The organism is Promicromonospora vindobonensis (assembly GCF_042685865.1).
In the GTDB taxonomy this organism is placed as follows: Bacteria; Actinomycetota; Actinomycetes; order Actinomycetales; family Cellulomonadaceae; genus Promicromonospora; species Promicromonospora vindobonensis.
This window is the reverse complement of the sequence record NZ_JBHUOG010000002.1, coordinates 3,051,664-3,075,177: the sequence shown is the minus strand read 5'-3', so window position 1 is coordinate 3,075,177 and position 23,514 is coordinate 3,051,664. Positions and strand designations below refer to the sequence as shown.

21 protein-coding genes are annotated in these 23,514 nt (G+C 72.2%); 6 read left to right on the top strand and 15 right to left on the bottom strand.

The features are described from left to right. Nucleotides 1-91: 91 nt before the first annotated feature. Both ACFS27_RS26925 and lhgO read right to left on the bottom strand, forming a co-directional pair. Entirely contained in the window at nt 92-1,315 is a 1,224-nt protein-coding gene (locus ACFS27_RS26925) for a glycosyltransferase family 4 protein (RefSeq protein WP_377190094.1), read from the bottom strand. A gap of 248 nt (nt 1,316-1,563) precedes the next feature. Further along, on the bottom strand, nt 1,564-2,763 hold the full coding sequence (gene lhgO / locus ACFS27_RS26920) for an L-2-hydroxyglutarate oxidase (RefSeq protein WP_377190092.1): 1,200 nt from the start codon (nt 2,761-2,763) through the stop codon (nt 1,564-1,566). A 128-nt stretch (nt 2,764-2,891) separates the two neighbouring features. On the opposite strand from lhgO, the gene ACFS27_RS26915 reads away from it, so the two are divergent. Continuing rightward, nucleotides 2,892-6,842 carry a DUF4082 domain-containing protein gene (locus ACFS27_RS26915; RefSeq protein WP_377190090.1) on the top strand — a complete coding sequence of 1,317 codons (3,951 nt, stop codon included), beginning with the start codon at nt 2,892-2,894 and terminating at the stop codon, nt 6,840-6,842. Nucleotides 6,843-6,855: 13 nt separating this feature from the next. Continuing rightward, the gene (locus tag ACFS27_RS26910; RefSeq protein ID WP_377190089.1) at nt 6,856-7,593 is read left to right on the top strand and encodes a hypothetical protein; all 738 of its coding nucleotides are present in this window, start codon (nt 6,856-6,858) and stop codon (nt 7,591-7,593) included. A gap of 6 nt (nt 7,594-7,599) precedes the next feature. On the opposite strand, the gene ACFS27_RS26905 is transcribed toward ACFS27_RS26910, so the two are convergent. Both ACFS27_RS26905 and ACFS27_RS26900 read right to left on the bottom strand, forming a co-directional pair. Then, nucleotides 7,600-8,631 (bottom strand): hypothetical protein, encoded by a 1,032-nt coding sequence (locus tag ACFS27_RS26905; RefSeq protein ID WP_377190087.1) that lies wholly within the window; start codon nt 8,629-8,631, stop codon nt 7,600-7,602. Next, entirely contained in the window at nt 8,628-10,013 is a 1,386-nt protein-coding gene (locus tag ACFS27_RS26900; protein WP_377190085.1) for an MFS transporter, read from the bottom strand. Before ACFS27_RS26900 ends, ACFS27_RS26905 begins: the two co-directional genes overlap by 4 nt. A 268-nt stretch (nt 10,014-10,281) precedes the next feature. Between ACFS27_RS26900 and ACFS27_RS26895 the strand changes: the two genes are divergently transcribed. Beyond that, the gene (locus tag ACFS27_RS26895) at nt 10,282-11,043 is read left to right on the top strand and encodes a class I SAM-dependent DNA methyltransferase (RefSeq protein WP_377191199.1); all 762 of its coding nucleotides are present in this window, start codon (nt 10,282-10,284) and stop codon (nt 11,041-11,043) included. 54 nt (nt 11,044-11,097) lie between these two features. Here the strand turns inward: ACFS27_RS26895 and ACFS27_RS26890 are convergent, their stop codons facing one another. Genes ACFS27_RS26890 through ACFS27_RS26875 form a run of 4 tightly spaced genes read right to left on the bottom strand, consistent with a single transcriptional unit; the run spans nt 11,098 to nt 13,999 of the window. Continuing rightward, complete coding sequence (locus tag ACFS27_RS26890; protein ID WP_377190083.1) at nt 11,098-12,039, bottom strand: hypothetical protein; 942 nt, start codon at nt 12,037-12,039, stop codon at nt 11,098-11,100. After that, on the bottom strand, nt 12,036-12,539 hold the full coding sequence (locus tag ACFS27_RS26885; RefSeq protein WP_377190081.1) for a hypothetical protein: 504 nt from the start codon (nt 12,537-12,539) through the stop codon (nt 12,036-12,038). The genes ACFS27_RS26890 and ACFS27_RS26885 overlap by 4 nt, the downstream gene beginning before the upstream one ends. Before the next feature lie 3 nt (nt 12,540-12,542). Beyond that, nucleotides 12,543-13,799: a macrolide family glycosyltransferase gene (locus ACFS27_RS26880; RefSeq protein WP_377190079.1), complete on the bottom strand. Its 1,257-nt coding sequence runs from the start codon at nt 13,797-13,799 to the stop codon at nt 12,543-12,545. After that, nucleotides 13,796-13,999, bottom strand: coding sequence for a hypothetical protein (locus tag ACFS27_RS26875; protein WP_377190077.1), 204 nt, complete (start codon nt 13,997-13,999; stop codon nt 13,796-13,798). Before ACFS27_RS26875 ends, ACFS27_RS26880 begins: the two co-directional genes overlap by 4 nt. Before the next feature lie 136 nt (nt 14,000-14,135). Between ACFS27_RS26875 and ACFS27_RS26870 the strand changes: the two genes are divergently transcribed. Further along, on the top strand, nt 14,136-16,859 hold the full coding sequence (locus tag ACFS27_RS26870; protein ID WP_377190075.1) for a UvrD-helicase domain-containing protein: 2,724 nt from the start codon (nt 14,136-14,138) through the stop codon (nt 16,857-16,859). 40 nt (nt 16,860-16,899) lie between these two features. On the opposite strand, the gene ACFS27_RS26865 is transcribed toward ACFS27_RS26870, so the two are convergent. After that, nucleotides 16,900-17,790, bottom strand: a complete 891-nt coding sequence (locus ACFS27_RS26865) for an NmrA/HSCARG family protein (RefSeq protein ID WP_377190073.1) — start codon at nt 17,788-17,790, stop codon at nt 16,900-16,902. Between the two features lie 125 nt (nt 17,791-17,915). On the opposite strand from ACFS27_RS26865, the gene ACFS27_RS26860 reads away from it, so the two are divergent. Continuing rightward, nucleotides 17,916-18,419 carry a TetR/AcrR family transcriptional regulator gene (locus tag ACFS27_RS26860; protein WP_377190071.1) on the top strand — a complete coding sequence of 168 codons (504 nt, stop codon included), beginning with the start codon at nt 17,916-17,918 and terminating at the stop codon, nt 18,417-18,419. 63 nt (nt 18,420-18,482) lie between these two features. Next, nucleotides 18,483-19,826, top strand: coding sequence for a hypothetical protein (locus tag ACFS27_RS26855; RefSeq protein ID WP_377190069.1), 1,344 nt, complete (start codon nt 18,483-18,485; stop codon nt 19,824-19,826). On the opposite strand, the gene ACFS27_RS26850 is transcribed toward ACFS27_RS26855, so the two are convergent. The 6 genes from ACFS27_RS26850 to ACFS27_RS26825 all read right to left on the bottom strand — a co-directional run bounded on the left by ACFS27_RS26850 (nt 19,768) and on the right by ACFS27_RS26825 (nt 23,401). Next, nucleotides 19,768-20,490: a hypothetical protein gene (locus ACFS27_RS26850; protein ID WP_377190067.1), complete on the bottom strand. Its 723-nt coding sequence runs from the start codon at nt 20,488-20,490 to the stop codon at nt 19,768-19,770. The genes ACFS27_RS26855 and ACFS27_RS26850 overlap by 59 nt on opposite strands. After that, complete coding sequence (locus ACFS27_RS26845; RefSeq protein WP_377190065.1) at nt 20,487-21,107, bottom strand: hypothetical protein; 621 nt, start codon at nt 21,105-21,107, stop codon at nt 20,487-20,489. The genes ACFS27_RS26850 and ACFS27_RS26845 overlap by 4 nt, the downstream gene beginning before the upstream one ends. After that, nucleotides 21,104-21,925, bottom strand: coding sequence for a hypothetical protein (locus ACFS27_RS26840; RefSeq protein WP_377190064.1), 822 nt, complete (start codon nt 21,923-21,925; stop codon nt 21,104-21,106). The genes ACFS27_RS26845 and ACFS27_RS26840 overlap by 4 nt, the downstream gene beginning before the upstream one ends. A gap of 112 nt (nt 21,926-22,037) precedes the next feature. Beyond that, nucleotides 22,038-22,349 (bottom strand): hypothetical protein, encoded by a 312-nt coding sequence (locus ACFS27_RS26835; RefSeq protein WP_377190062.1) that lies wholly within the window; start codon nt 22,347-22,349, stop codon nt 22,038-22,040. Between the two features lie 300 nt (nt 22,350-22,649). Then, the gene (locus ACFS27_RS26830) at nt 22,650-23,192 is read right to left on the bottom strand and encodes a Clp protease N-terminal domain-containing protein (RefSeq protein WP_377190060.1); all 543 of its coding nucleotides are present in this window, start codon (nt 23,190-23,192) and stop codon (nt 22,650-22,652) included. Continuing rightward, nucleotides 23,192-23,401, bottom strand: coding sequence for a helix-turn-helix domain-containing protein (locus ACFS27_RS26825; protein ID WP_253868885.1), 210 nt, complete (start codon nt 23,399-23,401; stop codon nt 23,192-23,194). Before ACFS27_RS26825 ends, ACFS27_RS26830 begins: the two co-directional genes overlap by 1 nt. Nucleotides 23,402-23,514: the final 113 nt, after the last annotated feature.

The window sequence follows — 23,514 nt, the reverse complement described above, 5'->3', positions numbered from 1 at the left end:
AAATCACCCTGCGGACGCTCTTTATTCACCCGCGGGCCTATTTCACCCGGGGTGAAAGACAAATGCAGGATGAAATGCAGTTGCCGGGTTTTTACGCGTGGGTCTCGGCAGGTGTCCCGGCGCGCCCGGTGAGGCCGTCGAACACCCCCAGGTAGGTTGCGGCCTGTCGGTGCCAGGACAGCTCGCCCTCGATCCGTGCGCGGCCGACCGCGCCCATGGAACCGGCCCGCTCCGGGTCGTCGAGGATCTCGAGGATCGCGTCGCCGAAAGCCGCAGGGTCGGTGCCCGCGACGTACGACGCCGCCTCGCCCGCGCTGCGGCGGGTCTCGGTCAGGTCCGACGCCACGACCGGCAGCGCGTGCGCCATGTACTCGAGGGTCTTGTTCATGGTGGAGCGGTCGTTGAACTCGCTGGGCGGGTCGGGCGTGACCCCCAGGTCGGCGCTCGACAGCCAGCGGCCGATCGCCGCGTGGTCCACCCGTCCGGTGAAGTGCACCCAGGGGTCCAGGCCGCGCCGTGTGCAGTCGGCGCGCAGGTCCGCCAGGGCGTCCCCGAACCCGAGGAGCGCGAACCGCACGTCGGTGCGCCCGCGTTGGTGCACCACGTGGTCGACGGCGGCCAGCAGCCGGTCGACGCCGTCCTGCGAACCCATGATGCCGACGTAGGCCACGAGGTGCTCTGCCTGGTCGCGCGCTCCCGGCTCCAGCTCGCCGCGCCGCATCAGGTCGGCGTCGGGGGTGCTCATCACGACGGAGCTGCGCAGCGGGTCGACCCGGCCACGACCCTGCGCGATCGCCTGGTAGGAGCCGTTGGTCGAGATGACATGGTCCGCGGTGCGATACGTCGCGCGCTCCAGCAGCAGCAGGGCGCGGTACAGCGCGCCCCGGTGGCCGAACTTCGCGACGTACACCTCTGGGCACAGGTCGTGCTGGTCGTAGACGAACCGCACCCCGCGCCGCAGGCGCCAGAGCAGTGCGAGCAGCCAGTAGGTGTCCGGCGGGTTGCACGCCTGGATGACCTGGAACGGGGCATCCCTGTGCACACGCCTTGAGACGCGTGCGGTGCGCCACCAGCAGACGACGAACTCGCGCACGTAGCCCGCGAGCCCGTGCGAGTCCGGCGGGGGCGCATAGGAGTGGACGGTGGTCTCGTCGATCTGGAACCGGGCGGGCTCGTCCGGGTCCTCCTGCGGGCAGATGACGCTCACCCGGTAGCCGGCGTCCGTCAGGGCGCGGCACTCGGACCGCACTCTGCGGTCGAGCCGGAACGGCAGGTTCTGGATGATCACCAGAACGTGTGGAGCGGCGGAATGCATGAGGGAAGTCTTACGTCCCCGACACATTGCAGAAACCCGTGGAGGGGGTGAACAGGGGTATTCACCCGAAGGTGGTCGGCGGGTTTTCCGGAAAAGGTCACCCGTAATCTCATCCGCTGCTCGGATTGCATTTTCTTCCGCCCTGATCGTGCCGGTCGAAAAAGCGCCCTCGATATTTCATCCGCCCTTGACCTCGTTCAGCGTGGGCGACCACCGCCTCCATTTCGTGCCGTGGTCCCGAGAGCTGCTCAGGCAGCGGTCGCGAACTTGTCAGCGATGAGACCGGCGATGGGGATCGCAGACGTGGCGGCCGGCGACGGCGCGTTGCACACGTGCAGCTGACGCTCCGTCGAACGGAGCAAGAAATCCTCGACCGAGGTGCCGTCCCGCATGATGGCCTGCGCCCGGATGCCGGCGGGGTAAGGGCGCAGGTCCTCGAGGCGGAGTTCAGGGCAGTACTTGCGGACGAGCTCGAGGTAGCCCTGCGGGAAGAGCGAGCTGCGCATCTCGTCCACCCCGGTCCGGATGTTCGACTTCGCGAACCGCCACATGCCCGGGAACGTCAGGTACTCCGCCACGTCGCGGGCCGTGACGGAACCGCGGGGATGACGCTCGCGTGAGAAGCCCAGCACGGCGTTGGGGCCGACGGTGATCCTGCCGTCGATCGTCGGGCTCAGGTGGACGCCGAGGAAGGGCAGGCCGGGGTCAGGGACCGGGTAGATGAGCCGCTGCACGACGTCGGAACGGTCGTGCGGTAGCTGGTAGTACTCCCCGCGGAACGGGATGACCTGGAAATCCACAGCGAGCCCGCCCATGGCTGCGATCCTGTCGGCCTGAAGGCCGGCGCACGCGACGAGCTTCCGTGTGCGGTACTCGCCCGTGTCGGAGCCGACGACCACCTCGCCCGAGGGGCCCGCGACCTCACGGATCGAGCGGACCTGCGACCGGGTGATCACCCGTCCGCCCAGCTCGGCGACGTCCCGGGCCATCGCCCGGGCGACCTCGCGGAAGTCGACGACACCGGTGGCCGGGGACAGCAGTGCGGCCTGCCCGCGGACGTTGGGTTCCATCTCCGCGAGCCGGCCGCCGTCGATACGCTCGAGCTCGATCCCGTTCTCGGCGCCACGCACGGCCAGCCGCTCCATCCGGTCGACCTCGACCTCGTCGGTCGCCACGACGAGCTTGCCGATGGTCTTGTACGGAATGGCGTGCTCGTCGCAGAACTCCTTGGTTGCCCGCTGCCCGGCCCGACACAGCCTGGCCTTGAGCGAGCCGGGCGCGTAGTAGAGCCCGGCATGGATGACGCCGGAATTGTGGCCGGTCTGCGCGCTCGCGATGTCGTCGGCCTTCTCCAGGACGAGGACGCCTGCTCCCGGACGACGTCGGAGCACTTCGCGCGCCGTGGCGAGGCCGACGATGCCGGCACCGATGACGACCAGGTCCTCCATGACTACCTCCGTGTCGGTGGGAGCATCCTGGCAGAGAGCCGGCACGCCTCGTGCAAACGGGTGAACCGGGGGTGAGGAACCCTTCCTGGCTCTGCCTGACTGCTGTCGACGTCCTTACAGTGACGAACATGGGCCACTTCCCAGCGCGTCCAGCAGCCCGGTCCCGTCGCGTACGTCGCGTCCCGGCGGTCTTCGCCGTCGCAGTTCTCGCTCTGTCCTCGGGCCTGGTTGCCGTGGCCCCTGCGACCACCGCCGAGGCCGCCCCGTGCGATCCCGGGGGCAATCCGGTCGTGTGCGAGAACTCGAAGCCGGGCACGGAGCCGCAGGTCTGGGAGATCGACGGCGCGGGCGACCCCAGCATCCAGGGGTTCGCCACCCAGATGAGCGTCGACACGGGCAGCCGGGTCTCGTTCAAGATCGACACGAACGCACGGGCCTACACGATCGACATCTACCGCACGGGCTGGTACCAGGGGCTGGGCGCGCGCAAGGTCGCGCAGGTCACGCCGAGCGTGACGCTGCCGCAGACGCAGCCCGAGTGCGCCTGGTCCGAGCCCGTCGAGCTGGTCGACTGCGGGAGCTGGGCGGTGTCGGCGGGATGGGACGTCCCGGCCACCGCGGTGTCCGGCGTCTACGTGGCGCACCTGACCCGGACGGACACCGGCGGCCAGAGCCACATCACGTTCATCGTGCGTGACGACGGCTCCACCTCCGACCTGGTCTTCCAAACCGCGGACACGACCTGGCAGGCCTACAACACCTACGGCGGCTCCAGCTTCTACTCCGGGGGCGCCAACCAGCGCGCCTACAAGCTCAGCTACAACCGCCCGTTCAACACTCGCGGGCTGGCGAGCGGCCGGGACTTCTACTTCAGCGCCGAGTACGCGATGGTGCGGTTCCTGGAGCAGAACGGCTACGACGTCACCTACATCGCGGGGGCGGACACCCACCGCGACGGAGCCCGGCTGCTGAACCACAAGACCTTCCTGTCCGTCGGGCACGACGAGTACTGGTCGGGCCCGCAGCGGACCGCCGTCGAGCAGGCCCGCGACGCCGGGGTGCACCTGGCCTTCTTCGCCGGGAACGAGATGTACTGGCGCACGCGCTGGGAGCCGTCGGTGGCCGGACCGTCGACGAACCACCGCACGCTCGTCTCGTACAAGGAGACCTGGAGCCGCGCCAAGATCGACCCGTCCAGCGAGTGGACCGGGACGTGGCGCGACCCCCGGTACGCGAGCACCGCCGCCGGGGCCGGGCGCCCCGAGGGCGAGCTCATCGGAACCCAGTACATGGTCAACTACTCGGACCTGCCGCTGACGGTCACCGCGGAGGAGGGCAAGCTGCGGATCTGGCGCGGCACGACGCTGACCTCGCTTCCCACCGGGACCTCCCAGGCGCTCGCCCAGCACACGGTCGGGTACGAGTCGAACGAGGACCTCGACAACGGCTTCCGGCCCAAGGGCCTGATCCGCATGTCGACGACCGTCGGCGACGTGCCCGAGTACCTGCAGGACTTCGGCAACACCGTGGCGCCCGGCGCCACCAGGCACAACATCACGATGTACAAGGCCGCGAGCGGCGCGCTGGTGTTCTCCGCCGGCACGGTGCAGTGGTCCTGGGGCCTGGACCAGCAGCACGACGGCGACGGCGCCCCCGCGGACTCCCGGATGCGCCAGGCGACGGTCAACCTGTTCGCGGACATGGGCGTCCAGCCGGACACCCTCGCGTCCGGCATCACTCCGGCGACGCGGACGACGGACGCCACCGGGCCGAGCACCCAGATCCAGAGCCCGGCCGCGCAGCAGTCGTTCGCCGGCGGGTCGAGCGTCACCGTCACCGGTACGGCCTCCGACGCCGCCGGCCGGGTGGCCGGCGTGGAGGTGTCGCTCGACGGCGGCCAGACCTGGCACCCCGCCACGGGCCGCGCGAGCTGGACGTACACCGGGCAGATCTTCGGCTCGGGAGCCGTCGGGATCCGTGCCCGTGCGGTCGACGACTCCGCGAACATCGGGGCCGCCGCGTCCCTGGGTGTCCAGGTGACCTGCCCGTGCACGGTGTTCGGCACCACGCCCCCGACGAACGCGCCGGCCGACGACTCGTCGGCGGTCGAGCTGGGCATGCGGTTCGTGGCGGCGGCCGACGGCTACGTCAGCGGCGTCCGGTTCCACAAGGGCGCTGCGAACACCGGCGTGCACCGCGGGACGCTGTGGAGCGCGGCCGGCGAGCCGCTGGCCAGTGTGGAGTTCACGGGCGAGTCGGCGACAGGGTGGCAGAAGGCGTCGTTCGTCCGCCCGGTGCCCGTCGTCGCGGGGGAGACGTACGTGGTGTCGTACACCGCGCCCTCCGGCGGCTACACCGCCACACCCTGGGCGTTCCAGGCCCAGGGGCGCGCCGCCGGGCCGCTCACCGTCCAGGGCGGGTTCGGTGCCGCGCCGGCCGGCCTGTTCGGCGCGGCAGGTACCGTCCCTACCCAGTCCTGGGAAAACACCGCCTACTACGTGGACCCCGTGTTCACGTACATCGACGACTCCCCGCTGGTGGGCACCGCGCACGCACCTGTCGCCGGCGAGGTCAGCGTGCCCCTGGACGGCCGGGTGCGCATCACGTTCTCGAAGCCCGCGGTCGCGTCGACCATCGGCTTCACGGTGACCGACGAGGCGGGCAACGCGGTGGCGGGCAGCGTCTCCTACGACGCCCCCACGCGGACGGCCACCTTCACGCCGTCCGCGCCGCTGGCCGGGTTCGCCCAGCACACCGCTGTGGTCACCGCCCGGTCCGCCGAGGGAGCACAGCTGTCCGACGGCGGGACCTGGAGCTTCCGGACCGTCCGCCCGCCGTCAGCGACCTGCCCGTGCGGCATCTACGACGAGACGACGGTGCCGGACCTCGCGGCCGCCGCCGACCCGGACGCCGTCGTGCTCGGCATGCGCTTCTCGCCGCGCCTGGCCGGCCACGTCTCCGGGCTGCAGTTCTGGAAGTCGGCCGAGATCCAGGGGCCGTTCGTGGCCTCCCTGTGGGCCGAGAACGGGCAGCTCGTCGCCCAGGCGACCATCACGCACCCCGTCGCGCGGGGCTGGCAGGACGTCGAGTTCGACGCGCCCGTGGCGGTGACCGCCGGGCAGGAGTACACGGTGGGCTACCGTGCGCCGACCGGCCGCTACCCGGCAACCCTCGGTGCGCTCGCCGCCCCCCGGACCGTCGGGGACCTGAGCACGCCGCAGAACGCCGGGGTGTACCTCTACGGCTCGGGCCGCCCGACGACGTCGACCTCCTCGAGCTACCTCGTGGACGTGGCGTACACGCCGTCGCCCGTCGCCCCCACCGTCGTCTCGCGGACGCCGTCCGCCGGCGCCTTCGACGTGCAGGCGAGCACCGACGTCTCGGTCACTGCCTCACGGCCGCTCGCGGCCGGCGGCACGCTGACGCTGACCGGACCCGGCAGCCAGGCCGTACCGGGCAGCCTCGCGATCAACGGCACGACGGCGACCCTTGACCCCGCGGCAAACCTCCTGGCCGGGACCACGTACACGGCCCGGTTCGCGGGGACCACCACCGACGGAGGCACCATCGCGCCCACCACGTGGTCGTTCACCACGCAGGCCGCGGCCGGCGCGTGCCCGTGCCTGATCTTCGGCGGTGACGTGCCGCCGATGGCGTCGGCGGACGACGGCGCGGCCGTCGAGCTCGGCACGCAGTTCTCCGCGGCCCGGGACGGCGTCGTCGGAGCGGTTCGCTTCTACCGGGGCCCGAACAACCCCGGGCCGCACACGGTGACCCTGTGGTCCGACACCGGGGCGCCCCTGGCCTCCGCGGAGGCGCCCTCGGGCGGGGGCGAGGGCTGGCAGACGGTTCCGCTGCCCGATCCGGTGGCCATCACGGCCGGTACCACCTACGTCGTGTCCTATCTCGCGCCGCAGGGCGGCTACGCGGCCGGTGCGGGGTATTTCGCGCAGCAGCGCGTCATCGGCCCGCTGACGACGCCGGTGGACGCCGGCCGCTACGCCTACGGCGGCGGCTTCCCGCAGTACTCGTGGCAGGGCACCGGGTACTGGGTGGAGCCGGTGTTCACCGACCAGTGACCGGCCACGTGACATGAGCCGCAGACGAACGTCCGTCGTCCCGGTCCGGGGCCGTCTCGCCGCGCCACTCCTGGCCGCCGCCCTGGTGCTGTCCTCGTGCACGCAGGGTCCGGGACCGGACGCCGGACCGACCTCGTCGGCATCGGGGACCCGAACGCCCGCCCCCACCGCGGAGGGCACGCCCGCCCCCACCCCGGACGACGGGGACGGCGCTACCCCTGGCCCGGACGGGAAGCCGAAGACCGATGGCAAGGGCAAGAAGCCGGAGACCGCCGGCTCAGCGGCACCGGACGGACGCAGTGGCGGGCAGAGTGGAGCCGAGGGCAGCGAGCTCGCCCCGCCGACACCCGACCGGTCGAAGGGCGACAGCCTGGGCGACTCGGCCGGCCCGGCGGCGGGCCGGCTGACCCGCGAGCAGCGGACGGGCACCGCGGCGGAACTCGTGGCGGGCTTCCCCGACGACGTCGTCCTGGTGCCCGCGGGCACCGAGGTGGCGTCCAGCTCCGTGACCGGCGTGGACGGCCGCTACCAGGTGACGCTCGACGCGGCGGTGGACGACGCCTGCGACGCCGTCGTGCTCGCCTACCGGGCGTGGTTCACGACCGGCGGTTTCGCCGAGACGGACACGACCGCGCGTCCGGGCCGCACCACGGTGGATCTCGCTCGTGACGACGGCACGGTCCAGCTGGGTGCCTCGCGTACCGACGCCGGGTGCGACGTCACGGTCTTCGCGGCCCTGTCCGCCGAGTAGGTCGGCTCAGCCCCCTACCACGCTCGGGGACCAGGCCTGCGGGATCGCCACGGCCGGCGTGCCCGTGCCGTCGGCGGGCAGGGACCAGACGTCGGTGGTCGCCGGCTCGTCGGCGCGGGGCAGCCCGTAGAGGAGCGTCGTGTCGTCGAGCCAGGTGAGCTGGTCGTCGACCGTCCGCTCCTCGGAGCTCAGCACGGTGACCTCGAGGGTGTCCAGGTCGAGCACGGCGGGTGTCCAGTGCGGGGTCGCCGCGCCGTCGGCCGCGGCGTCGTGCTTGAAGGCGATCCGGGTCCCGTCCGGGGACAGGGAGGGGCACTCCACGCCGTCGAGCACGGTGACGAGGGTGCGCTCGGTCAGGTCGCCGCGCACGAGCCAGGTGTGGCCGAGGGACTGCGACTGCACCGTCGCGTAGAAGAAGCGGGCGTCGACGAAGGTCACGCCCCACACGTTCCGGTCGACCGGGGCGACGCGCTCGCCGTCGTGCAGGAGCGTGAAGTCCTCGAGGTTGCCGGACACCTCCGCGCCCGCCACGTCGCGCACCGTCGTCTCCGTGGAGAAGCTCGTCTGCGAGTAGGAGTGGCCCGTCACGAACGCGGTGGTGGCCACGAGCCCGTCCGGTGACAGCCGGGTTCTGCTCGGGATGCCGGGCAGCGGCCATGTGGCCGTGGTCCGCCACTCGGCGTCGAGCACCTCCGCCTCGTACGTCGTGACGACGCCCCGGCTCGTGCGCAGGCAGACCGTCGTCCGGCCGTCCGAGGACACCCGGTCGCACACGGCGGGCGTCACCTCGCGCGGACCGGACAGGTCGTCCAGCGCGACGGCGGCCACGTGGCCGTACAGCTCTCCGGGGGCCGTGCCCCGGAACAGGACGTGGGGACCGTCCAGCACGTCCTCGGTCACCTCGACCCGGCTCGGCGCGTTCTGCTCCGCCCGCGCGCGCTGGAACTCCGCCGCGGCGTACCAGGCCGTGCCGGCCAGCACGACGAGGACCAGCACGGCGAACGCCACCCGACGGCGGAGGGCGGGGCTGCCGGTCACGCCGCGACCTCCTCGACCACGGGGTCCTGTCGCAGGCGGTCGCCGCGCACGAGGTACGCGCACACCGGGACGGCGATCACGAGCGCGCCGGCCGCGATCCACAGCGCCTCCACGCTGCCGAACGCGTACCAGAGCACGCCGAACCCGGCGGACGCGACCATCCGCGTGACCGCGGTGACGGTCTGCGCGGTCCCGATGGCCGTGGCCCGGACAGCGGTGGGCACCAGGGCGCTGGTCAGCGCGGCGAGCACGCCGTCGGTCATGGCGTAGAAGACGCCGAGCAGCACCAGGGCGGCGATGGTCGTGGCCGCCCCCGGGAACGGGAGGGCTGCGCACACGTAGGCTGCGGCCAGCAGGGCGTGCCCCCAGACCAGGACCCGGCCCCGGCCCACGCGGTCGGCCAGGCGGCCGACCGGCGCGGCGAGCAGCATGTACGTGGCGTTCGTGCCGACGTAGAGCAGCGGGAACCAGTGCGTGGCGAACCCGTCGCGGTCCTGCAGCGCGAGGTAGACGAACCCGTCGCCGACGGTCAGCAGCCCCAGGATCCCCGCGACGACCAGCAGCCGCACAGTGGCGCCGCCCCGCAGGAAGCTCCACGAGAAGGGCCGCCCGGCGAGCTCGAGGCCGCCCGAGGCGTCGCACGTGCACCCCTTGCACTTGGGCAGCCCGCGGTCCTGGCGAGTCCGGTGGGTCCGGAGCCAGGCCGCCTGGCGTGGCCGCAGGTCCGGGACGAGCAGGACGAGGGCGCCGACCCCGAGTACCGCCGCGCCGAGCGAGATGACGAAGATCGTCGTCCAGCCGTCGGGGATGGCCCAGAGGACCGCGAACGCGAGCAGTGGCCCCAGCGTGGCGCCCGCCGTGTCGAGCGCCCGGTGCACCCCGAACGAGCGCCCGAGGTTGCGGGGGTTCGCCGCGGCGGCGATCAGGGCGTCGCGCGGGGCCGTGCGGATGCCCTTGCCGATGCGGTCCGCCACGACGAGGCTCGCGATGGCGGGCAGACCGGCCGCGAACAGCAGCCCGACCCGGGTCAGTGCAGACAGGCCGTAGCCCACGGCCGCCACCCACTTGGGCCGGTCGGTGCGGTCGGCCGCCCAACCGCCCGCCACCCGGACCAGCGCGCCCGCGCCCTGGACCAGCCCGTCGACGACGCCGTACGCGACCACCGACATGCCGAGTGCCGCGGTGACGTACAACGGCAGGACCGCCATGACGGCTTCCGAGGAGACGTCCGTCAGGAAGCTCACCACGCCCAGCGTCACCACGGTGGAGGGGACCCGCCCGGCGCGCCGTCGTGCGTCGCCCGACCGCTTGCTCGGCCGGCTGCCGGAGGCGCTGGCCGTGGGTCCCGTCCCTTCCGGTGCGGCGCGGACGAGACCAGACATGAGGCTCCAGCGATCTTGATGCAGAGGGGTGGGACAGGCCTGTTCAGGTTACGGCGGGCGTGTCCTGCCCCGGCGGGTCCGGGACGGGTGAACTGCGTTTCTCACCCGGGGACCGCACCACGATCAGGTGGACGGTCGCGTTGCCTGTGACCGACAGGAGGGCATCCCCGGCGGCCGACCGTCAGGGCGCGGCCGATGTCCGGCACGGGGCGAAAAAGCGTGTGCCGACACCGCCGTCGGGCCTAACGTCGAGGGCGTGACCGACACCATGCGCGACGGCGCGATCGACGACCCGAGCGACGGCTGGTTCCCCGAGAGCATCGCCGCCGACTACGACGACCCGGAGGGCTCCAGCGCGCCCGAGGTCGTGAACCCCGCCGTCGACCTCCTGGCCGACCTTGCGGACGGCGGTCCGGCACTGGAGCTGGCGATCGGGACCGGACGGATCGCCGTGCCGCTCTCCGCGCGAGGAGTTCCTGTGTGGGGGATCGAGCTGAGCCGGGCCATGGCGGACCGCATCGGGGACAAGCCGGGCGGCGAGCACATCGACGTCACCATCGGCGACATGACTTCCACCCGGGTACCTGGCGAGTTCTCGCTCGTGTACCTGGTGTTCAACACGATCAGCAACGTCACCACGCAGGACGGGCAGGTCGACGTCTTCCGCAATGCCGCGGCTCACCTGCGGCCCGGCGGACTCTTCCTGATCGAGGTGGGCATCCCGGACCTGCGGCGGATGCCGCCCGGTCAGGACACGGTCCCTGTCTCCGTGGCCCCGGACGACGACGGTGGGTACGTCGGCTTCGACCACTACGACGTGGCGACGCAGCTCTTCACGTCGAACCACGTGACGGTGACGGCCGACGGTGGCCGGTTCCGCGCGATCCCGTTCCGGTACGCGTGGCCCGCCGAGATGGATCTGATGGCGCGCATCGCGGGGATGCGGCTCAAGCACCGCTGGGCAGGCTGGGACCGGTCACCGTTCGAGCACGAGAGCACCAAGCAGGTCTCGGTCTGGGAGAAGGTCTGACGGCGGCCGGCGGCGCTGCGTCGTCGGCCGGGGCGGCACCGCCGACCCGCCTCCTCACGCCGCCGCGTCCCGCGCCGCGTAGGTCGCGCACTCGCGGCGGATGATCCCGATCACCGCCTCCGTGGTGCGGTCGAGGTAGCTGCGCCCGTCGGCGAGGTGCGCCGTCGGGCTGATGTAGCTCTCCGGCCCGATGTGGTCGGCCGGGTCCAGCGCGTGGGCGGTCACCTTCCCCGCGCGGACGGCCCGGTTCCAGGCGCTGCGGCGGAACAGGCGCCAGCGCTCGGGGAAGAGCCGCGTGCTGACCCGCTCGATCCAGTCGTTCGAGCTGGTGAGCCGGTGCAGGTGCAGCGCATGGGTCAGGTCGTTCGCTCCGTTGTGGAAGCCGCCCAGCGTGATCAGCCAGAGCGGTGCCCGCAGCTCGGCGAAGAGCTCGTCGACCGCACCGGTCGCCACCTGGGCCCCGCCGCTGTAGCTGAGCAGCACCACGGGAATGCCGCTGTCCGCCTCGTAGCCGGCGAGCCGGAGCTGGTCGGCGATCTGGGCGCCCACCGCTCGGTTGTACAGGGGGCGGTACCGGTGATCCGCTGCGACGAAGATCTGCATCACGTTGTGCAGGAACAGCACGATGCCGACGTGGTGCCGCAGCCAGTCCCACACGGGGCGCCCGACGAGGGGGTCGGCCAGCGGCGAGTACGGCTGCACCTGGCCGAGCACGCGGAGCTCCGGCGCGCCGTCGATGACCGCCTTGACGAGCTGTCCGCCGTCGCGGGTGTCGGTGAACCGGCGCTTGCCGATGCCGTCGAGGTAGACGAGGTAGGCGGCCGGCGGGCGGTCGGGGGCGGCGCCCCGGGCGTACGGCAGGTCCGCAGGAAGCTTCGTCGCCGGTTCCCGCCAGCCGACCGCATAGAACAGCAGCTCGTAGCGCGCGAGCAGGCCCTCGGCGAGCAGCACCGGGCCGAGCGCCAGGAGCACGACGAGCAGGAGGAACTCGCTCATGCGACCAGCTCCCGCGGTCCGACGGGCCTGCGGAGCCCGGCCAGGGCCCTGCCGATCAGCCGACGCACGACGTCGACCGTCGCGCCGAGGCCGATCCCCGCTGCGGCGACGCACCCGGCGGCGACCCACCAGCCGAGGCCGGTCGCCTCGGCGAGCAGGTCGACCAGCCCCCACCCGACCCCCGCGACGAGCAGGAAGTGCAGCAGCGGCCCGAGCAGCGGGAACGCGAGCACGGCGGCCAGCAGCAGCGGGGCGACCAGGGCAGGGGTCCAGGCCAGCCCGCTCGTGCCGGGCAGCGACGGATGCACCAGGTCGGCGACGGTCCAGGCGGCCAGCGGCCAGAGGGCGATCACCGTGCCCTCGACCGCGGTACCCGTCACCACCAGGCCGGCCGCGAGGCGGCGGGAGAGCTGGGCCCGGCGCGCCATGATGGGCAGCACCCGGCCGACGGTCTCGGAGAACCCTGCGAGGACCAGCAGGGCCACGACGGTCGTCGACATCGGTCAGCGCTCCTCTGCCAGGCCCGGTGACCGGCCTGCTGCCGGGCCCGCCGGCCGGTCCGGACGGCGGGCCGGAGCGCCGCCGACGCGCTCGAGGTACCGCTCGAGCTCGTCGGCAGCGCGCAGGTAGCCGCCCGCCTCCTGCTGGGCGGCCCGCTGGACGCCTGCCGCCTCCCGGAAGTGCGGCTCGTCCAGCAGGCGGCGGGCGAGCGCGTTGACCCGCTCGGCGGTGGCGTCCTCCGTGCTGACGGTGAGGCCGGCGCCGAGCTCGGTGACGCGCCGGGCCACCAGCGGCTGGTCGGCGCCCTGGGGGACGACCAGCGTCGGTACGCCGGCCTGCATCGCCTCGTTGACGCTGTTCATGCCGCCGTGGGTGACGAAGAGCGCAGCCTGGGACAGCACCTGCAGCTGCGGCACGGACCGTCGGGCGACGACGTGGTCGGGCAGGGGGCCGAGCACCGCCGGGTCGGTGTGCCCGGTGGCGAGCACGACCGTGCGGCCAAGGGGTGCCAGCGCGGTGACGAAGGAGCGCAGCAGCGCGGGCTTCGCGTCGAACACGGTGCCGAGGGACGCGTACAGCACGGGCCCGGCCAGCCGGTCCGGCGCGAAGGCCGGGTCGGTCGGGCGGGCGCCGACGCTCGCCCCCACGAACCGGTAGGACGGGCCGAAGGCGTCGGCGCCGGGCTGGAAGGACCTGGACGTGAAGACGAGGTTCAGTGGCTCCCGCGCGTTCATGAGGTCGATCAGCGGGAGCCCGCTGGTGTCGTAGCCGCGGCGCAGAGCCCTCCGCGCCCGGAGATAGCCCCGCGCGAGATGGGGCCGTGCGGCAGCGGCGGCCAGCAGCTCTCCGGAGGCGCGACAGGGGCTGGGGACCTGCCGGTTGAACGCGAACGTGGTGAACGTCGAGGCGGCGGGCACCCCGAGCTCTCGCGCGACGACGGCGCCCCACGGGCAGGCCGCACCATGCACCACGAGGTCCGGCCGGGCGGCGCGGAGGTCCGCCAGCACGGAGGGCAGCAGGTCGACGGCGGTCTGCGCGAGCCCGCCCAGCATCGCCAGGGGGATCGGCGGGTCCAGCGCCGGCTGGTCCGGGCCGGAGTAGAGGTGGACCTTCGCCCCAGCGGCCTCGAGCGGTCCCGCGAACGCCGGGGACGAGTGGTAGATCACCGTGTGCCCGCGTCGGACGAGCTCCGCGACGACCGGGAGCGTCGGGTTGACGTATCCGTGCATGCCGATGTTGAGGAACGCGATGGTGCTCATCGACGGCCTCCTGAGGGGATCGCCAGGTCCTCGATCGAGGGCGGCAGGCCGACCTGGGTCGCTCCGTACACGCCACCGCCACCGACCACCGCTGCGACGGGGCGGGGCAGGCCTGCCAGCCCGGTGGGGAGGCTGGACGACCCAGGGAGCGCGGTACCGGAGCCCGGCGGGGGAGCCCCCTTGGTAGGTGCGAACCTCATGACGGATTCCCCTTCCGACCCGACGAACAGACCCGTACCCACCCTCGACCGGGCAGCCCTCGGTTTTGTGACCGCTCGCAGGGTGGACCGCGCGGCCCGTCCGTAGTGTCGGTGAGCCCGCCTAGGCTTAGGGACGATGACTTCCCTCTTCGACAGCCTCTCCCTGCCCGGCCTCGACCCCGCGTCGCCCGGACCGATCTCGCGCCTGCCGAGCACGGCACCGCAGTGGGACGACGACGGGGCGGCGGGCGCCGGTGACCCGGGCGAGGCGGCAGTTCCCGCCGAGCCGGACTGGCTGGCGGGCCTGCCGCACGAGTCGGAGGCACCGCGCGCCCGCGGCGCGTACGCCCACCTCGACCCGGACGAGCTGCTGGACGGCCTCAACCCGCAGCAGCGAGCAGCGGTGGTGCACGAGGGCGGGCAGCTCCTCATCGTGGCAGGCGCCGGGTCGGGCAAGACGCGCGTGCTGACGCACCGCATCGCCTATCTCCTGGCCACCGGCAGGGCGCGAGCGGGCGAGATCCTCGCCATCACGTTCACCAACAAGGCAGCGGCCGAGATGCGCGAGCGGGTCGCAGGCCTGGTGGGACCAGCGGCAGGCCGCATGTGGGTCTCCACGTTCCACTCGGCCTGCGTGCGGATCCTGCGCCGTGAGGCGACCACGCTGGGCCTGAAGTCGAGCTTCAGCATCTACGACGCCGCGGACAGCCAGCGGCTCATCACCCTCGTGACGCGCGAGCTCAACCTCGACCCCAAGAAGTACCCGGCGCGGGGGCTGTCCAACAAGATCAGCGACCTGAAGAACGAGCTGGTCGATCCAGAGACCTACGCGCGCCAGACCGGCGCCAACGCCACCCAGGAAGCGCTCGCGGAGGCCGCAGCGGCGGAGTCCGGCGCCATCCGCAGGCCGTGGGGCGGACAGTCGGCCGAGGAGCGCAACACGGCGGCACCCAAGTTCGACCAGGTCCTCGCCGACGTCTACACCCGCTACCAGGCGCGCCTCGCGCAGGCGAACGCGCTCGACTTCGACGACATCATCATGACCACGGTGAACCTGCTCCAGGCGTTCCCGAACGTCGCGGAGCACTACCGCCGCCGGTTCCGGCACATCATGGTGGACGAGTACCAGGACACCAACCACGCGCAGTACACGCTGGTCCGCGAGCTGGCGGGTGTCGGAACAGAGGAGGACAGCGGGCTGGACCCGGCCGAGCTGACCGTCGTCGGCGACTCCGACCAGTCGATCTACGCCTTCCGCGGCGCCACGATCCGCAACATCCTGGAGTTCGGCGAAGACTACCCGGACGCGACCACGATCCTGCTGGAGCAGAACTACCGCTCCACGCAGAACATCCTGAGCGCCGCCAACGCGGTGATCTCCCGCAACGCGGGCCGCACGCCCAAGCGCCTGTGGACCGACTCGGGGGCCGGGGCAAAGGTCATCGGCTACGTGGCGGACGACGAGCACCAGGAAGCGCGGTTCGTCGCAGACGAGATCGACAGGCTGGGCGACTCCGACGGAGTGCGGCCGGGCGACGTCGCGATCTTCTACCGCACCAACGCGCAGTCGCGTGCGCTCGAGGAGGTGCTGGTCCGCGTCGGTCTGCCGTACAAGGTGGTGGGCGGCACGCGGTTCTACGAGCGTCGCGAGGTCAAGGACGCCGTGGCCTACCTGCGTGCGCTCGCGAACGAGGACGACGACGTGAACCTGCGCCGCATCCTCAACGTGCCCAAGCGCGGTCTCGGCGACCGTGCGGAGTCGCTCGTCGCGTCGTTCGCCGACCGGGAGCGCACCTCGTTCGGCGCCGCCCTCGAACGCGCCGACGAGATCCCCGGCATGACCAACCGCTCGCTCAAGCCGCTGCTCGTCTTCCGCGACATGATGCGGGAGCTGCGAGCCCTGGTCGACCAGGGCGCCCCGCCCGCCGAGGTGCTGGGCGCCGTGCTCGACCGCACGGGCTACCTCGCGGAGCTGCGCGCGAGCGAGGACCCGCAGGACGAGGGGCGGGTCGAGAACCTGGCCGAGCTGCACGCGGTGGCCGTCGACTTCGGCGAGACCGATCCGGAGGGCTCGCTGGCGGACTTCCTGGAGCGGGTCTCGCTGGTCGCCGACAGCGACCAGATCCCCGACGAGGACGTGGCCGACGGCGCGGCCGAGGAGGCGCCCAAGAAGGACCAGGGCGTCGTCACCCTCATGACCCTGCACACGGCGAAGGGCCTGGAGTTCCCGGTCGTCTTCCTCACGGGCATGGAGGACGGGACCTTCCCCCACATGCGCTCCCTGCACGACGACTCCGAGCTCGCCGAGGAGCGTCGCCTCGCCTACGTGGGCATCACCCGGGCGCGCGAGCGCCTGTACATCACCCGGTCCTCGGTCCGGGCAGCCTTCGGCATGGCCAACGAGTTCCCGGAGAGCCGGTTCCTCCAGGAGATCCCCGAGGAGCTGTGGGACTGGCGGCGCCGGGAGTCGTCGACGGCGGCCATCCGCGCCGGCCGTGGTGGCTGGAGCGGTGGCTACGGCTCGGGCGGTTACGGCTCCGGCGGGCGCGGCTCGGGCACGGGGTCGACGTGGTCGGCAGGCCGGTCCGGTAATGCACGCACCGGCACCGCGACGTCGTCGGGCGCCGGAGGGAGCAAGCCGTTCGCGCCGGAGAAGAAGGCGGGCGCGAAGAGCGGGTTCGGCGGCATCAACGTCCAGAAGAGCATCCCGAACCTGGAGATCGGTGACCGCGTCACCCACGACTCCTACGGGCTAGGCACCGTGGTGGACGTCGAGGCGAACTCCGTGGTCAAGATCGACTTCGGCAGCAACGGCACCAAGCGCATCGCGTTGAAGTACACGGCGGTCACCAAGCTCTGAGGCCGCGCGCCTCCGGCGGCTCGGCCGGAGGCGCGGGCGGTCAGGCGAGCTTCCGGCGTGCCCAGGTGCGGAAGTCGGTGGTGGGCAGGCCGAGCGCCCGGACGTCCTCGGGACGAGCGGGCGCGCCGTTCTCGTTGATCTGCTCGACGGCGTTGATCATGGCGGGCAGCATGCCCCGGTCGACGGCCTCCTGCGGCGTGAGCACGGGTGCCGCGATCGTCCGGCCGGTGACCTCGCCGAGGATCTCGGCGGTCTGGGTCATCGTCAGCAGCTCGCCGGCCAGCTCGACGTCCAGGCCGTCCAGCCGGCCCGGTTCCGTGAGTGCGATCGCCGCGGCCTCGCCGATGTCGTCGACGGCGGTCCAGGGGATCAGGGTGTCCGCCGCGAACCCGGTGATGATCGTGCCGCTGGACCAGTCTCCGAAGAGGTACGACCAGCCGAGCAGGTTTTCCATGAAGGTCGCCGGCTTGAGCACCGTCCAATGCTCGAAGCCGCCGGTACGCACGGCCTCGTCGACGGCTGCCTTGCTCTCCCAGTAGTGCTTGTCCCAGCGGCCCTCGGCCCAGCCGGGCTGCGTGCGGTGAAAGTCGCCCGCGCCGGAGACGCTGCTGTGCACCAGGTGCGTCACCCCTGCCCTGCGGGCGGCCTCGACGACGTTGCGCCCCCGGACCACCTCGGCGTCGCCTCCCAGGTCGTTCACGTCGGGGTAGGGGATGGAGAACACGCCATCCGTCCCCTCGGCCGCCGTGATCAGCGACGGCAGGTCGTCCAGGTCCCCGGTCACCAGCTCCGCGCCGCGCTCGCGCAGCGCCAGAGCCTTGTCCGAACCCAGGTCGCGGACCAGCGCGCGCACCCCGACCCCCCGGTCCAGCAACGCCCGCGCCGTCGCCCCGCCCTGGTTGCCCGTCGCTCCGATGACGAGTACGGCCATGAGAGTCCTCCTGTAATAAGTGGGGTAGGCCCCCGGTTCTTGTCTCGGCTAACATATGGGGCACCACCCCACTTTGGCAACGGCGGATCATGAGAGCAGACGCACAACGCAACTACGCCCGCATCGTGAGCGCGGCCTCTGAGGCGATCGCCCGCGACGGAGCCGAGGCGTCGCTCGAGGCGATCGCCCGGTCCGCCGGCGTGGGCTCGGCCACGCTGCACCGGCACTTCCCGTCTCGCTGGTCGCTCATGGAGGCTGTCTTCGCGGAGCGCATCGGCTGCCTCTTCGACCGCGCGACGGAGCTGGGTGCCGCGCCGGACGCGCTCGACGGCCTGACGACCTGGCTGAGAGAGGTGGCGGTCTACTCGACCACGACGCGCGGGCTCGCCGCCTCGCTCCTGAACGCGCCGGCCGAGGAGAGCGAGACGTGTCAGTCGCACCTGGTCGCGGCGGGCGAGCCGCTGCGCCGCCGCGCGGTGGATGCAGGGGCGGTGCGGCGCGACGTCACGACGGCGGACCTGCTCACGCTGGTCAACGCGATCTCGCTCGCCGCACAGCAGTCCGGGCCCCAGGAGGCCGAGCGCCTGGTCACGATGGCGCTCGAGGGTGTCCTTGCGCGGAGCGGCTGACCACTGCTGCGGGAATGACCATGCTTGGCGCCTACCTCCCGCTTTAGGCCACTATGTGTCGCCATGAGGATCCTGGTCTCCGCCGGCCGCCTGTTCGTGGCGCACTGGCCCGCGCTCCTGACGCTGGGGCTGCTCGGCGTCGCCGTGCGCAACGGAGCGATGTGGGGCGCCGTCGAGCTGAGCCAGTGGAACTCGTTCGTGGCGCAGCTCCTGCTGATCATCAGCCCGCTCGGGTACCTGATGCCCGTCATCGGGATGCTGTGGGTCTGCCGCCAGTCCCTGCCGCACCTGAGCGCGGCGCCCGGCCAGGGAGCCGGGGCCGTCGGGCCGGCGCCCGGGACCGCCGGCCCGGTCCCCGGCATGCTTCCCGCCCACGGCGCCCCGATGATGCCGTCGGAACGGCGCGAACGGCGCCTCATCGACGTCGCGCTGTCCGTGCTGGTCCCGTTCCTCCTGGTCTACGAGGTCGAAGGCCTGATGGACGCCGACCGGGACCGGTTCATCAACGAGGCCTCGGCCGACGAGCTGTTCAACGACCTGTTCACCCCTGGCGGCCTCGACTGGACCTCCCGGCTCGGTGTCTGGTCCGGCTGGACCCTCGTCGGCATCGTGGTGGTCGCGTTCCTGCTGCGCTGGCTGCTCGGCAGGCTCGAGGGCAAGCTGCGGTTCCTGGGTTTCGCCGTGCTCGGCGGGTGCCTCGAGATCTACTGGACCAGCCAGGTCGCCGGCCAGATCGAAGCCATCGAGCTGGGCCTGTGGGACGTCGCGACGGACCGGCAGCTCGTGGCGGCTGCCGTCGGCACGGTCGGCGTCGCCCAGGAGGCGGTGGGCGAGACCGGCAACGAGGCGGTCGCGTTCGCGGCGGAGGGGGCGGTGACGGTGTTCGAGTCGCTCGACGTCGTCCTCGTCGCGCCCCTGGCGTGGCTCGCGATCGGTGCCGTGGTGCTGGGACACAAGCTGATGGAGCCGCCGTCGACCGAGCACCGCTGGCTCGACCGCATGACCTGGCTGCCGTCCGGGCTGCGCGCGGTCCTGGAGTCCCTCACCGACGACCTGCGGGCCCGCTTCTCCGCCCTGTGGAACGGCGTGAAGATGATCGTGGAGGGCGGCCTCGGCCCCATGCTCGTCTTCTGTCTCGGCTATCTGGTCCTGATGCGGGTGCCCCAGGCCGTCGGTTGGCTCGTACGCGCCGTGACCGGACCCGTCGAGACCAACACCTGGCTGGCGTTCAGCACCATGGAGGCGGCCGCCGGCCTCGCCCTCTCCCTCGCGCTGGCCGCTGCACTGATCGCCGCGACCGTCGAGGTGCTGGTCGAGCGCGGGCTCGTGGTGCGCGAGGAGGAGGCGGCTACGGCAGATCGACCGTCACATACTCGGGCCCGCCGAACCCCAGTCGCACCTGCGTGATCTCCGCGCCGGGATCGGCGAGCACGAACGACGACACGTCCCACTCGGGCTGCTCGCTGACGAAGCCCTCCGCCTCCGGCGTCGAGCAGCGGTTGGAGCTGCCCAGCACGTCCGTCGTCGACTCCCCGTACCGCGTGCCGTCCTCGGCCACGAGGATGATCTGGCACAGCGAGACGTCGGTCTGCGGGTCGGCAGCGAAGTGGACCTGCACCTCGTACGCGACGGACCCGTCGGGAATCAGGACGGGGTCGCCGTAGCTGGGCGCCGGCAGCCGCTCCACCCGTTCGATGCCCGTCACCGTCGCGTCGATCTCCCGCAGCACCGTGGTGTTCGCCCGCTCCGGCACGTCGAACCCGAGGTCGTAGTACTCGCCGGCCAGGTGTGCCGGTTCACCGACGGTCACCCGGTCCACCTCGTGGTGCAGGCCGACGGGCCACCAGTACGCCCAGACCCGGAACGACGACGCTCCAGCGGCCACCACGACCGCGACCGGCAGCAGCACCAGCCAGACGGCGTTGCGCCGCCACCAGCCCGCGCGATGCGCGGGCGCCGGAAGGTCGGGCGGGACGCTCCCGGGGAGCATCCCGGGCCGCAGGCTCGGAGCCGCTCCGGGCGGAGCTCCGTGGCCGGGGCCCGGCGCCGCAGGGGTCACGAGAGTCGTCATTCCTCGGCACCTCCCGTGCTCGCCGCGGCGTAGCCCGGCGCCTCCGGCGACACCGTCTCGGCCGCGTCCCACAGCTGGTCCGCCTTGCCCGGCGTGATGTCGAGATCGACCACGGCGACGGCGTCGCGCCGCTGGCCGCCGTGCTCCTCGGTCTGGTCGCCGCGGGCGAGGCGCACCGTCGCCCCCTCCAGCGCGTCGCGCGGCACGTCGAAGCAGTACGTGGTGCGCCACGCGTAGCCCGGCTGGGCGCTGGCCGACGTCGAGCAGCCGCCTCGCGTGCTCGGCCAGAACCTGCGCCCCTGCTCGTCGGTGACCTCGGCCCCGCTGAACGTCGTCTCGCCCTGCGTGGCGCGCCAGGTCGCGTCGACCACGAGGAAGGTGCCGGCGGCGGCCGCCGCTTCGGCGGGGCTCGTCAGGACGTCGGCGACCCGCACGTCGGTCACGGTCAGCTCGGCATACGTGAGATCGAGCGTCTGGCCGACCTCGCCCTCGACGAGGAACGGCGCGTCCACGCCCTCGCCCTGCGGCACGTACGTCACGAGCGCACAGCCTGCAGTCACCGCGCCGACGACGAGCGCAGTGCCCTTCCACGTGATCCGGCGGCGTCCGTGCCTCACTGCTGACCCGCCTCGCTGCTCGCGCCCTGCTCGTCGGCGTCGGCGTCCGGCGTGGCGGGCTGGACCGGGATCTGCCCCTGGAAGGCGATCTCGTTCGCGAACCAGTGCCCGTCGTCCAGGCCCAGCGGGTCTTCCTCCACCCATTCCAGCTCGACCAGCTCGAGCGGCAGCTCCGTACCCGACCACGTGCCGCTCTGCTCCCAGATCAGCGCGACCCGGTGCGTGACCCCCGGGTTGAGGATGCTGATGCTGGTGCCGTCCTCGATGTTGACGATCGTCGCGGACGGGAGCTCGGGCTCCTCGGAGGCGCCCGGCTCGCCGGGGGAGGCGGCCGGTGACGGTTCCGCCGGGGGACCGGCCTCCCCGTCGGGCGCGGCGCCCGCGCCGCTGTCGGTCGCAGGATCGGCGCCAAGGCCCGTGAGCGGTTCCTCCGGCACGATCCCTGCACCCTGGGGAGCCGGGACGGCGCTGCTCAGGGTTACGCCGTACTCGGGGACGTCGCCGGTGTTGGTGACGTCCGCGACGACGGCCAGCATCCGGTTGCCCGGCTGCGGCACGAGGTGGCCGAGCTCATCGGCGGTAGCCGCCCTGACGACGGTCACCTCGAACGGTCCCACCTCGACGGGCGTGCCGGCGGTCAGCGGGTCGGCCTGAGCCTCCACCTCGCTCCACGCTCCGAACGGGGAGATGGCGACGAGCGCCGCGACCACGCCGGCCCCGACGCGCTGCGTCGTCGACATGTCGTCGGCGACCGCCGTGATCACGCGCCGGCCGAGCCGGAACGCGAGGTCGGGGCCGGCATTGCGGGCATGCTTCATGGCGCATGATCGTAGCGGTGCAAAGCGGGTAATTTGCAGGCATTCCGCAAGCTGTCGCGCGGTGACCACTCGGCTTGGTGACTACGCGGCTTGCTCGACTGAGCTGTGCTCGTTACGAGCCGGACGCCGTGTTCGCGACGACCGTCATCGTCTCGGGGCTGCCTACGCACTCTTCCGGGATGTCCGGATAGTTTTCGGCAGGGAGGAAGCCCTCTCCGCCGCTGCCGCTCCACGTGCCACCCGGCTCGACGCTTGTGCCGTCGGGGAACGTCAGTCCCTCCTCGGATACGGAGGTGCCCTCGGGCCACAGGACCGGATAGAAAGTGTCACCCCTCGAAATGCCGGCACAGCCGGCATCGTTGGTGACGAGCTCCCCACCAACCTCTGCGTCACTGTCCTCGTCGATGGGCGTCGTACGGATCATCGCGATGAATCCGTCGGCACGCTGTACCTCTGGATGTTGCCAGTCAGTGCACGCTGCCAGGAGGGCGACGAGCGTGATCGGGGCGAGCGAGGCACGTCTCCGTGCTCGTGGCATGGGATCCCCAGAGGGTTCTGCCGCGGGACGTCCCGGACGTGTCCGAGCGTAGCGCCGAGGGCACGTGCCTATCGAGGATGAGCTCGTTGCAGATGAGATCGGTCCGTTGCCCTGAGATCGGTCAATCGAAGGACCGATCTCAGGGCAACCGACCGAAGTCGATGAGTTCGGTCGAGTGCACGGCCGTCACGCCGCCTTGCCCGTGCCCTCCGCGAGGCGACGGACCCGCTCGACGTCGGCGCCGGCGTCGGACAGGAGGTTGCGGGCCGGGGACTCGGCGCGCGTGAGGCCGAGCAGCAGGTGCCCGCCGTTGATCTCCTTGGAGCCCAGGCGGATCGCCTCGCGCAGCGAGAGTTCGAGCGACTTCTTCGCGTCCGCGGTGAACGGGATGTGCTTGCGGCGCCCGCGCAGGATGCGCCCGGCGCGGGTGAGCGCGCCCTTGCCGAAGGTGGCCTCGGTCCTGCGCGTGACCTCGTCGAGGTCGATCCCGACGGCGGCCAGCGCGCCGGGGTCGAGTGCGTCCCCCGCCTCGATGCTCGCCCTGGCACGCGTGACGACGTCGGCCACGTCGAGGCCGCCGTCGGACAGGGCGGTCCGGGCAGGGCCCTCGCTCTCGGCGAGCGCGACGAGCAGGTGGCGGCTGTCGATCTGGTCGCTGTGCGCGGAGCGGGCAACCATCTGGGCATCGACGACGGCGGAGCGGGCGTCCTTCGTGAATCTCTCGAACATCAGATCCTCCTGTTGTGCTTCTTGTGGACGGCTTGCCGGGACACGCCGAGGGCGGCGGCGATCTCCTGCCACGACCAGCCGAGACGCCGCGCGCGTTCCACCTGGAGCGCCTCGAGGCGATCGGCCAGCTCGCGCAGGGCCCGGACGGCGCGCAGCCCGTCGGCGGGGTCGTCCCCGGCGGCGGATGCGACGAGTGCTTGCTGGCTCATGTGTCAACCATGGTTGACAGAAGCCACATCTGTCAACCCAAGTTGACGTGCTCTCGACGTGACGAAGGCACGAGGCACCCGGCTGGACCGGGCGTCTGACCCCTCGTTGCCGA